The sequence below is a fragment of the Cryptosporangium minutisporangium genome (assembly GCF_039536245.1).
GTDB classification, from domain to species: Bacteria; Actinomycetota; Actinomycetes; order Mycobacteriales; family Cryptosporangiaceae; genus Cryptosporangium; species Cryptosporangium minutisporangium.
The window spans coordinates 63,795-75,071 of sequence record NZ_BAAAYN010000056.1 but is presented as its reverse complement, the minus strand read 5'-3'; the positions used below and the strand labels follow the sequence as shown (position 1 = coordinate 75,071).

General features: G+C 72.7%; 10 protein-coding genes. 8 read left to right on the top strand and 2 right to left on the bottom strand.

Features of this window, described 5'->3' with window-relative positions:
• On the bottom strand, positions 1-939 hold a 939-nt coding region (locus ABEB28_RS36750; RefSeq protein ID WP_486323384.1), incomplete at its 3' end, for an ATP-binding protein.
• Between the two features lie 211 nt (positions 940-1,150).
• Between ABEB28_RS36750 and ABEB28_RS36745 the strand changes: the two genes are divergently transcribed.
• The 6 genes from ABEB28_RS36745 (at position 1,151) to ABEB28_RS36720 (ending at position 7,367) form a co-directional block, all read left to right on the top strand.
• Positions 1,151-1,651: a hypothetical protein gene (locus tag ABEB28_RS36745; protein ID WP_345732903.1), complete on the top strand. Its 501-nt coding sequence runs from the start codon at positions 1,151-1,153 to the stop codon at positions 1,649-1,651.
• 98 nt (positions 1,652-1,749) lie between these two features.
• Entirely contained in the window at positions 1,750-3,252 is a 1,503-nt protein-coding gene (locus ABEB28_RS36740; RefSeq protein WP_345732902.1) for a dynamin family protein, read from the top strand.
• A gap of 51 nt (positions 3,253-3,303) precedes the next feature.
• Complete coding sequence (locus tag ABEB28_RS36735; protein WP_345732901.1) at positions 3,304-4,182, top strand: nucleotide exchange factor GrpE; 879 nt, start codon at positions 3,304-3,306, stop codon at positions 4,180-4,182.
• On the top strand, positions 4,179-6,119 hold the full coding sequence (locus ABEB28_RS36730) for a dynamin family protein (RefSeq protein ID WP_345732900.1): 1,941 nt from the start codon (positions 4,179-4,181) through the stop codon (positions 6,117-6,119). Before ABEB28_RS36735 ends, ABEB28_RS36730 begins: the two co-directional genes overlap by 4 nt.
• Before the next feature lie 7 nt (positions 6,120-6,126).
• Positions 6,127-6,867 carry a hypothetical protein gene (locus ABEB28_RS36725; protein ID WP_345732899.1) on the top strand — a complete coding sequence of 247 codons (741 nt, stop codon included), beginning with the start codon at positions 6,127-6,129 and terminating at the stop codon, positions 6,865-6,867.
• Between the two features lie 101 nt (positions 6,868-6,968).
• Positions 6,969-7,367, top strand: a complete 399-nt coding sequence (locus tag ABEB28_RS36720) for a VOC family protein (protein ID WP_345732898.1) — start codon at positions 6,969-6,971, stop codon at positions 7,365-7,367.
• Positions 7,368-7,451: 84 nt separating this feature from the next.
• Here the strand turns inward: ABEB28_RS36720 and ABEB28_RS36715 are convergent, their stop codons facing one another.
• Positions 7,452-8,987, bottom strand: coding sequence for an Hsp70 family protein (locus ABEB28_RS36715; RefSeq protein WP_345732897.1), 1,536 nt, complete (start codon positions 8,985-8,987; stop codon positions 7,452-7,454).
• A gap of 147 nt (positions 8,988-9,134) precedes the next feature.
• Between ABEB28_RS36715 and ABEB28_RS36710 the strand changes: the two genes are divergently transcribed.
• Together ABEB28_RS36710 and ABEB28_RS36705 are read left to right on the top strand one after the other, a co-directional pair.
• The gene (locus ABEB28_RS36710; protein WP_345732896.1) at positions 9,135-9,896 is read left to right on the top strand and encodes a glycerophosphodiester phosphodiesterase family protein; all 762 of its coding nucleotides are present in this window, start codon (positions 9,135-9,137) and stop codon (positions 9,894-9,896) included.
• Positions 9,897-9,911: 15 nt separating this feature from the next.
• Complete coding sequence (locus ABEB28_RS36705; protein WP_376981331.1) at positions 9,912-11,267, top strand: MFS transporter; 1,356 nt, start codon at positions 9,912-9,914, stop codon at positions 11,265-11,267.
• Positions 11,268-11,277 lie beyond the last annotated feature (10 nt).

The window sequence follows — 11,277 nt, the reverse complement described above, 5'->3', positions numbered from 1 at the left end:
GGCCGCGCTGTGCCGGGCCGACTCCAAGCCGCCGAGCAGGTCCGCCAGCCGCCGGTGCAGGCCGGTCCGTTCGGTGTCCGGGATCACCGCGGCGGCTACCTCGGCCAGGTAGCGCGGGCTCGGCGTGACGACGTCGGCGTCCACTGTGACCCAGCCGGCCTCGGCCAGCTCCTCGACGCCCGGCCCGAGCAGTGCGGGCGACGCCGGCCGGCCGAGCAGACCCAGCGCGGCCAGCGCGGTTCGGGCCGGGCGGGGGAGATCGGCGATCGCGGCGGCCACCGCCCGGTCGAGTGCGCCGGTGGGGGTGTCCGGCTCGTCGGCACCCGGCTCGACGGCCGGGACACCGCCGTGGGCGGCCGCGCGTCCGGCCAGCACCCGTACCGCGAGCGGGTTCCCGCCGGCCCTGGCGAGCACGGCTTCCAGCGCTCGGTCGTCCAGTGTGGGGGCTACCTGCCGGGCCAGCGTGCGTGCCTGATCGGCGGCGAGACCCCGCAGCACGGTCCAGGTCGTGGCCGCGTCCCGAAGTGCGCGCTCGGTAGCGGCCGGCAGCCCGCCCGGCGTCCGGATCGCGACCAGCACTCGGCACACGTCCGCCAGCAGGGGGAGCACGGCCAGTGACAGCGGGTCGGCGTGGTGCACGTCGTCGACGACCAGCAGGCCCTCACCGACGCGGGCGCGGACCGCCTCCGCGGCTAGCGGAGCGTCCCGATCGGGCAGTCGCGCGCGCACCGCGCGCGCCAGCGCCATCCCCGGAAGGTGACGCAGCGTGGCGAGCCCACCGCCGATGAACACCGGACCACGGAACTCATCCGCCAGTGCACGGAGGGTAGTGGTGCGCCCCGCGCCGGGCCCACCCGCGATCACCACCAGTCCCGGGCTCCTCAGCAGGACACCAAGCCCGTCCCGGCCCGCCGGCGTACCCCCGTCGGCGTCGACCACTGCGTTTCCTCCCGCACTACCGCGTCGTTTTCTACCTGTCCGTCCCGTCCTGCGAACCCTGTTGGACTGGCACGAAGTAGGGATGGTGCGGCGGCAGGATATGCCTAGGGTCAGTGCTGCGAATCCTGCACAGTCAAACCCCCGACAGAGCCCCCGGCGCACGTCGTGCGGCGGGCACCCTGAACGGTAACTTCAACAGGAGGATTTCTCGATGAGCGACGTCGACGACGCCAGCTACGACAGCGGCACCCCGGACGGCGCGGAGGCAGTCGACTACGACGGTGACGGCACGCAGGACGGTTACCTGGTGACCAACAGTGACGGCACCGCGTACGAGGTCGTCGACACGACCGGTGACGGTCAGTACGACACCGTCCTGGTCGACTCCGACGGTGACGGTGCCGCCGATGTGGTCGGCGTCGACAGCACTGGTGACGGTGTCATCGACGCGGTGGCGGCCGACACCGACGGCGATGGGGTGGCGGACTACGCCGCGGCCGACACCGACGGTGACGGCAGCATCGACACCGCGGTGGTCGACAGCGACGGCGACGGTTACGTCGACGCGGCCTACGTCGACACCACCGGCGACGGCACCGCGGACGTGGCCTACACCGACTCCGACGGTGACGGTCAGCTCGACACGGAGACCACGGCTCCGGCCGGCACCAGCACGTCCGGCACCGAGACGCCGGACCTGGCGAGCGCCTGATCTACCCCGTTGCCGGGCCCGCAGTGATCACTGCGGGCCCGGCAACGGCATGATCGGGAGCGGTAGCAGCACACGAAGAGCACGACAGGGAGAACACAGTGGCGCCAGGTCCGCTGAGCCAGCGCGTCGCCGGGCTCTGCCGGGAGGTTGGTCCCCGGCTGGGTGGCGGCACCGGGGTAGCGGTCGCCGATCTGTCCCGGCGGCTCGGTGAGCCGCTGCGGGTGGCGATCGCCGGACGGCTCAAGGCCGGTAAGTCGACGCTGGTCAACGCGCTCATCGGGCGCCGGGTCGCTCCGACCGAGGTGGGGGAGTGCACCCGGCTGGTCACCCAGTTCCGGTACGGGCCGGCCGATCGGGTCGACGTCGTCCGCCGGGACGGGCTGCGGGTCAGCCTGCCGCTGGACGAGTCGGGCATGATCCCGCAGCGCCTCGGCATTCCGCGGCAAGAGGTGTCCTACGTGGACGTCACCCTCGCCAGCGATCGGCTGCGGGACCTCACGGTCGTCGACACCCCGGGCCTGAGCTCGACCAACTCGCAGGTCAGTGCGGGAACCCGGCGGTTCCTGTTCAACGACAACCCGGTCGACGACGACCTCGACCAGGACTCCCAGAGCGCGCTGTCCGGCGCCGAGGCGATCATCTACGTCTTCACGCAGTCGGTCCGCGAGGACGACCTGGAGGCGCTGGAAGCCTTCCGCTCGATCTCCGCCCGGCTGTCCAGCAACCCCATCAACTCGCTCGGCCTGTTCAACAAGGTCGACAAGCTCGGCGGCGGTGGCGACCCGTGGCCGGTCGCCGGGCCGCTCGCCGAGACCCAGGCGCAGGCGCTCCGCCGTCAGGTCGCCGACGTCGTCCCGGTGGTCGGCCTGCTCGCCGAGACCACCGAGGCCGGTCGGCTCACCGCGGCGGACTGCGAGAGCCTGCGCGCGCTCGCCGCGCTCCCGGCCGTCGACCGCGCGGTGCTGATGGCGTCGGTCGACCTGTTCACGACCCGCGAGTGCGAGATCCCGGCTGAGCAGCGCGAGCGCCTCCTCCGCCTGCTCGACCTGTACGGCATCCAGTTCGCGGTCGCCTCGCTGGCCGCCGACTCGACGCTCGCGACCGGTGAGCTGATCCGCCGGCTCTACCGCGCGTCCGGCTTCCCGCGCGTCCGCCAGACGCTGGACCAGGCGTTCCGCTGGCGCACCGACGCGATCAAGGCCGGCTGGGCGCTGACGACGCTGGAGCAGGTCGCCGCGCGTGCCGAGCGTCCGGCCGACCGCGAGCTGCTCCGGGACGCCGTCGAGCGGCTCCTCCAGCAACCCGAGTACCACCAGCTGCGCCTGCTGGAGGTGGCCCAGCAGGTCACCACCGGCGCAGTCGAGCTGCCCGCAGGCATGGAGTCCGAGCTCACCCGGCTCGCGCTCTCCGACGACCCCGGCTGGATCCTGCAGCTGGCCGGCGCACCGACCCCGCAGCTCGCCCAGGCCGCGCTGGAGGCGGCCACCCGGTGGCGGACGTTCGCGGTGGCCAGCGCCAGCCCCGCCCAGGCCCGGATCGCCCACGTCGCGCACCGTGGGTTCTATCTGCTCTCGCAGCGTGTGCGCGCCGGCGTCTCCTGACCCCCGCCCCCTATTCCTACCCCCGCGCACGTCGATCGGAGTACCCCCACCATGCCGACCAGCTTCGTCCGGCTCATCGTGGCCGGGCTGACCCTTGTCCTGGCCGTGCTCACCGGCCTGGTCACCGGTTTCGTCGCTGGCGGACCGGGGTGTGAAGAGGCCACGCCCACCCCGGCGTCCAAGGTGTCGACCGCACCGTCGAACCCGGTCAAGGGCCCGGCCGGGCCGGTCGAGGGCCCCGCCACCAACGAGCCGACGGCCAGCGATCCGGCCGGCCCGAACATCTCGCCGGACGCCGAGGGCACCCCCGAGGGCAACCTGCCCGGCATCAACGAGGCGTTCACGCTCACCAGCGCGGAGAACTGCGGCGATTTCTCCCCGCTGACCGCGGTGTTCGGCTTCCTCGGCGCGCTGTTCACCGGGGCGATCGTCGGCGGCGTCGCGCTTTTCGTGCCCCGGACCGACGCGAGCCCGTCCAGCGGGGCCGGGACCATCCGGTCGGCGGACGTTCCGGGTGCGCCGGGCAGCGGCGCCGGGGTCGGGATCGGTCAGCCGCTCTCGTCCGGCCGCGCGTCGAGCTCCGCGACCGGCTCCCACGCCGTGCTCACCGACGTCCAGGCCCCGGAGACCGGCCGCCTGACCCGGGAGCGCAAGACGCTCGTCGAGACGTGCATCTACGTCCGCGACCGGGCCACCAGCAAGGCGATCGCCGACCGGCTGGCCTGGGCACTCAACGAGGTCGGCGTGGTCGAGGACCGTCCGACCGGCGAGGCGTTCGACACCGCGCGGCACGAGGCGGGCGGTACCACCCCGGCCCCCGACCGGGCGCTCTCCGGAACGATCGCCGCGGTGGAGATCTCCGGCTACACCGACCGTGGCCAAGTGGTCCGCGCGCCGGTCGTCACCGTCTACCAGGCGGACGCCCGATGACCGCGCCGAACGGCGCACCGGCCGGGGCGCCGGCAGCCGCCGCGAAGCCCGACCAGGCCGCCGCGTTGCGCGCGGTCGAGGAGCAGATCCGCGGCGCGGTCGACACCGGACTCGGTCACCTGCGGCGGCTCGATCCCGACCTCGCCGCCGACATCGACCAGATCCGCCGCTCGGACGTCGGGCACCCCACGGTGGTCGTCGTCGGCGAGACCAAGCGCGGCAAGAGCTCGCTGATCAACGCGCTGCTGACCGCCCCGAACCTGTCGCCGGTGGACGCCGCGGTCGCGACCAGCGCCTACCTGGAGTTCTCCGCGGGCGACCCGCCGCGGGCCGTCGCGCACGTACCGGGTGACCCCGGGCCGCACCCGCTCGCCCTCGACGCGCTGCGGGACTGGGGAACCGTGCTCGGCTCGATGCCCGACGGGCAGCGGCCGCCGCGTCGGATCCAGGTGTTCCACACCGCGCCGCTGCTCGGGCACGTCACGCTGATCGACACGCCCGGCGTCGGTGGTCTGGACTCCACCCACGCCGAGATCGCCCTGGACGCGGTGTCCAAGGCCACCGCGCTGCTGTTCGTCGTCGACGCGTCCTCGCCGTTCTCGAAGCCGGAGCTGGACTTCCTGCTGGAGGCCAGCAAGCGGGTCAACCTGGTGATGTTCGCGCTGACCAAGACCGATGCGTTCCCCGGCTGGCGGACGGTCCTGGACGACGACAAGGCGCTGCTGCACACGCACGCGCCGCGCTTCGCCCAGGCCGCGTTCTTCCCGGTCTCGGCCCGGCTGGCCGAACTGGCCGACCAGATGCCGGTGCCGGAGGCGGCCGACGAGGTCCGCAAGGAGTCGCGGATCGCCGAGCTGCGCACCGCCCTGCAGCGGCAGGTCGCGGTCCGCAACGGCGTGCTCGTGCAGGCCAACATGCTGCGCACGGTGCGTTCGGAGCTCGTCGGCCTGGACACCCAGATCGGCGAGAGGATGCGGGCGGTCGACCCGGACCCGGGCACGGCGGAGAGGCTGAAGGCCGAGCGGGCGGAGTTCGTCCAGCGCAAACGCAAGGACGCCCGCACCTGGACGCTGACCCTCAACACCGAGGTGCAGCGCGCCCGCACCGACGCGACGGCCCTGCTGCGCAGCGAGATCAGCAAGGCGCAGGACCACTACCTGACGATCGTCGAGAAGGCCAACGGCGAGCGGATCAAACGCCTGCCGACCGACATCGACCAGGCCCTGCAGGCGATCGCGCTGCGGCTGTCGGCCGAGATGGAGCGCCGGTTCCGGGTGATCGGCGCGCAGATCCTGCGGGAGGTCTTCTCGGACGCCGAGCTCTCCCAGATCCTGGCCCGGCTCAACGCCCGCCTGCGTGCCGTCGCCTCGGCCCGGCCGCAGCGGGAAGGCGCGGGCGGCGACAACGCACTCGTCATCACCGGTGCGGTCGGTACCGCGTCGCTGCTGGGCAACCTGAGCGCCACCGGCGCCGGAGCGCTGCTCGCCGGAACCGCGGCCGGCTTCGCGGTGCCGGTGATCGGGCTCGGCGTCGGTCTGGCGGCCGGTGCGTTCATGCTCTACCGCCGCCGGGTCGGCAACGACCGGCAGCAGGCGAAGGTCTGGCTGCGCGAGGTGCTCAACGAGGCCAGGGCGTCGATCGCCGAGGAGATCTCGCACCGGTTCACCGACCTCCAGTTCGCGCTGACCGTGGCGCTGGACGAGGCGGTGGAGCGCCGGGTCGAGCAGCTCGACACGCAGATCGCCGAGATCGACAAGGCGCTCGCGGACGACAAGGCCAACCGGGCCAAGAAGCGGACCGCGCTGCAGTCCGACCGGGACGGCATCCGGGCCCGGATCAAGGCGCTCGACGAGGTGCTGGGCAAGGCGAAGGCCGCGACGAAGATCACCGTGCCGGCCACCGCCGCCAAGGCGCAGCCTGCTGCCGGAAAGGCCTGAGGCCGCGATGGACGGCCACGTGGGCGACGACTTCCCCGGTGACCTCCCGGACGACGTCCCGGAGCCCGAAGAGAGCTACTCCGACGACGCGGAGGCGCTTCCCGGGGGTGTGCCCGGCGTCGGGGACGCGTGGGACGACACCGTGGACCTGGACGGCTCCGAGGGGGACGACACCGGCTGGCTCGTCGACGAGGAGCACCCGGTCGGGTCGGACGCGGTCGACTTCGACGCGGAGGACACCGAGTACGGCGGCGACGACGTGCCGCCGATCGGTAGCGCGGACGGCGACGACCTGCCCGCCGACAGTGCCGACAGTGCCGACAGTGCCGACAGTGCCGACAGTGCCGACAGCGCCGACGGGTCCGACGCCGACCCGGAGGCGATCCCGACGGTCGGGGACGACGCGCCGGTCGGTCTGGGTGCCGACCCGGACCTGCCGTCCGGCGACGGCGGCGACGAGGGCTGGCTCGACCTGCCCGACCTGGCGAACGTCGAGGTTCCGGAGCCGGCCGGCGGCCCGCCGTGGGTCGACGTCGGTCTGCTGGGCGACGACGGGATGCCGGCGGAGGTGCCGGTGACCGGGGACAGCGTCCCGGCGACACCGGAGGACGGTGCGGCCGACCTCCGCGCGGCCCTCGGCGAACCGCCGGTGGTCGGCGACCCGACCGACAGCGCCTACCAGGACCTGGTCACCAGCGAAGACCCGGCGGTGCGCAACCTCGCGCGCCTGTGGGGCCCGCCGGCCTGAGCCCGTCGTTCCGATCCCCCGCCGGTACCTGACAGCAGATGGCAGGTACTGGCGGCAGGCTGACGTCGTACCCACCTCACGACGACGGAAGGCCTGTTCCGATGTCCGATGCCACCACGACCGCACCGACCGGGATCGCCACGCTGGCGATGATGAACCTGGACTCTCCCGACCCCGGTGCGCTCGCCGACTTCTACAGCGCCGTCCTCGGCTGGCCGGTCGTCCACCGGGAGGACGAGTACGCGATGATCAACTCCGGCGTGGACGGCGTCGCACCGATCGGCTTCGGGCGGATCGATACCTACCGCGCCCCGCAGTGGCCGGACAGCGGCGCCCCGAAGCGGTTCCACCTCGACTTCTACGTCGACGACCCGGACGAGGCGGCCGCGCGCTGCGTCGCGCTCGGCGCCACCCGCCCGGAGTTCCAGCCCGGCGGCGAGCGGTGGACGGTCGTGCTCGACCCGGCGGGTCACCCGTTCTGCCTCTGCCGGCGCTCCTGAGTCCACCACGACGAGGCCCCACCCGGAAGCTTGCGGGTGGGGCCTCGTGGTGTCTCGCCGAGGGCCTGGTGTCTCGCCCGAGGGTCAGTCGAGCGTTCCGGTCACCGGCGGTGAGCCGAGGCCGGAGTACGTGCTGTCGGTGCCCGGCTCGTCGGCGGAGCTGCCGATCGCCAGGCACAGGACGATGAAGAACCCGAGCAGCAGCACCAGCGCCACGATCAGCGTCACCACGACCGCGGGCTCCTGGTACCAGCTCTTCTTCCGTGCCGGAGCGGGCTTCGGCGGCACCGACGTCGCCGGGCGCGCCGGCATCGGGTTGGCCACCCGCGGCGGCATCGGCGTCCGCATCGGACCGGCCGGGCTGGCCGGCGGACCGGACAGCGGCCGGGACTGCGCGTGCGGCGGCGGGCCGCTCACCGGGCGGGTCGGCGCGGAGACCGGACGACCGGCACCGGCGCCGGAGACCTGCGGACCGGTGGTACGCATCGGGGGACCGGAGCGCGGGTGCACCGGAGCCGACACCGGACGGGCACCGCCGCGACCGGCGTCCTCGCCGGGCAGCGTCCCGACCCGCAGGCTGCCCTCGGCCACCACGGTCTCCGGCTGCTCCAGCGCGGTCGGGGCGACCTGCAGCTGGCTGTGGATCAGGTGCGCGGCCAGCGGGATCCGGCTCGATCCGCCGACCAGGAAGATGCCGACCAGGTCGCGCGGCGCCAGGTGGGCCTCGGTGATCGTCGAGGTCAGGCAGTTGACGGTCCGCTCCAGGTACGGGCGGATCAGGTGCTCGAGCTCGTCGCGCGTGAGGTGCGCGTCGATCTCCATCGCCGGCAGATGGATGTCGGCGCTGGTCGTCCGCGAGAGCATCTCCTTGGCGCCGCGGACGTCCTCCCAGAGCATCCGCCGGTTCCGCCGGTCGGTGGCGTCGAGGGGGTTCTGCAGACGCTGCCAGAAGTCGCCGTTGGTACGCGAGTAGACCTGCCCGAGGTGCTCGATCACCGCGTGGTCGAAGTCGACGCCGCCGACGTCGGGCAGGCCGCCCTCGGCCAGGACCTCGAAGCCGGCCGCGGTACGCCGCACGACGGTCGCGTCGAACGTTCCGCCGCCGAGGTCGTAGATCGCCAGCGAGCGTCCGACCGGCACCGCGGTCTGCAGCTCGGCGGTGAAGTACGACGCGGCGGCGACCGGCTCGGCGATCAGCTTGGGGCGGGGTAAACCGGCCCGCACCGCACCCTCGATCAGCGCGTTGCGGCGCCGCTCGGCCCAGCGCGCCGGGTGCGTCATCCGCACCTCGTCGGGCAGGGAGCCCATCTGCCGGCGGGCCTCGGTGGCGACGGTGCCGAGCACGGTCGCGAACACCTCCGGCACCGGTAGCTCGCGGTCGCCGAGGAAGATCGTCCCGTCGTCGACTCGTCGTTTCGGGTTCGGTTCGAACCGCGAGGGGTCGACCCGCGCGTTTCGCTCGGCGTCTCGGCCCACCACCATTCGGCCGTCCGTCCCGAGATATACCGCAGACGGCAGCAACGGTGAACCGTCGAACAACAGTGGCCGAACCCGACCGTCGGGTGTGCGGAGCATCGCCACCGTGTTCGACGTGCCGAAGTCGATACCCAGCACGCGCATGAGGCTCCCCCTTTCGCCGGTCACCTTATCGGGGCCGTCCGACAGGACGGATCCGCATCGTCGGTTCCCCGACGCGACGCAGGGTGAGCTGGGTGGCTGGGTACCACCCGTGGTACCGGTGCAGCACCGACGGTGATACTGGACCGCGTGCGACCCCCGTTCCTGGACGCTCCACGCCCGCTCGCTTTCGCCCACCGCGGCGGCGCCGCGAACGGCTACGAGAACACGATGACCGCGTTCGCCCGCGCCGTGGACGCCGGCTACCGGTACGTGGAGACCGACGTCCACGCCACTTCCGACGGTGTGCTGGTCGCGTTCCACGACCGGACGCTCGATCGGGTGACCGACCGCACCGGCCGGATCTCCGCCCTTCCGCTGCGCGAGGTCCGGGCCGCCCGGATCGGCGACAGCGAGCGGGTCCCGCTCTTCGACGAGCTGCTCGACACCTGGCCGGAGCTGCGGATCAACATCGACGTGAAGGCGGATGACACCGTCGAGCCGCTGATCACCGCACTCCGGAAGCACGACGCGCTCGACCGCGTGTGCATCGGGTCGTTCTCCGACGCCCGGCTCGCCCGGATCCGCGCCGCGTTCGGCCCCGCGGTGGCGACCAGCCTCGGCCCCCGGGACGTCGCCCGGCTGCGGGTCGCGTCGCTGACCGGCGCGCGGCCGCGGTTCGCGCCCGGCGTGTGCGCGGCGCAGGTGCCGATCCGGTTCCGGGGGGTCCGGGTCACGGACGCCCGTTTCGTCGCCACCGCACACCGCCTCGGCCTGCAGGTCCACGTCTGGACGATCGACGACCCGGCCACCATGCACCGGCTGCTCGATCTCGACGTGGATGGCATCATGACCGACCGGATCGACGTACTCCGCGGCGTCCTCACCGACCGCGGCCGCTGGGCCGCCTGACCGATCAGGACGCGCATCGTGACCACCGAGACGGTCGGAAGATCCACCCTGCAGGAACGCCGCGGCTGGTACTTCTACGACTGGGCGGCCTCGGCCTACAACACCACGGTCATCACGGTCTTCCTCGGGCCGTACCTGACGTCGGTCGCCGAGCGGGCGGCCGGCTGCGCCGAGGAAGGTCAGACGTGTGCGGACCTGACGCCGCTAGGCATCCCGGTCGCGCCCGGCTCGTTCTTCGCCTACGCGCTCTCGGTGTCGGTCGTCGCCCAGGTGCTCTTCTTCCCGATCGTGGGGGCCTACGCCGACCGGTCCTGGCACAAGAAGCGGCTGCTGGCCTGGCTCGCGGCGTTCGGTGCGCTCGCCACGTTCGCGATGCTGTTCGTCACCGGCGAGCGTTACCTGCTCGGCGGCGCCCTGCTGGTCGTCTCGAACGTGCTGTTCGGCGCGGCGCAGGTCGTCTACTACTCGTACCTGCCGCAGCTCGCCGATCCGGACGAACGGGACGCGGTGAGCAGCCGCGGATGGGCGATCGGCTACCTCGGTGGCGGGCTCCTGCTGCTCTTCAACGTGATCGCCGTGCTGGCCGGGGACGGCCTGGGCTGGTCGACCGGCGACATCGCCCGCTGGAGCATCGTCTCGGCCGGGCTGTGGTGGGCGGTGTTCGCGGTGTTCGCGATCCGGCCGCTGCGGGATCGCCCGCCGGTCGAGACCGACCGGAGCCGCTCGGTGTTCGCGGGCTTCGCCCAGCTGAAGCGGACGCTGCAGGAGCTCGGACGGTTGCCGCTGACGCTGCTCTTCCTCGCCGCCTACCTCATCTACAACGACGGCATCCAGACCGTGATCACGCTCTCGGCCACGTACGCGACCGAGGAGCTGGAGCTCGAACAGACCGCGCTGGTCCCGACGATCCTGATGATCCAGTTCCTGGCCTTCGGCGGCGCGCTGCTGCTCGGAGGGCTCGCCCGCCGGATCGGGGCCTGGAAATCCATCCTGCTCAGCCTCGCGCTTTGGACCGTCGTCCTCGCCGCGGCGTACTTCGTGCCGGCCCGCGAGCCGCTGCCGTTCGTCGCGCTGGGCGCGGCCATCGGCCTGGTGCTCGGCGGGAGCCAGGCGCTGTCCCGGTCGCTGTTCAGCCAGCTGATCCCGGCCGGTAAGGAGGCGGAGTACTACGGGCTCTACGAGATCAGCGACAAGGGCACGAGCTGGCTGGGACCGCTGCTGTTCGGCCTGGCGTACCAGCTGACCGACTCCTATCGGGTGTCGATCCTGTCACTGGTCGTGTTCTTCGTCATCGGGTTCCTGCTGCTGCTCGCCGTCCCGATCCGCCAGGCGATTGTCGCGGCCGGCAACACCCCGCCTAAGCTGCTCTGATGCTCCGGAC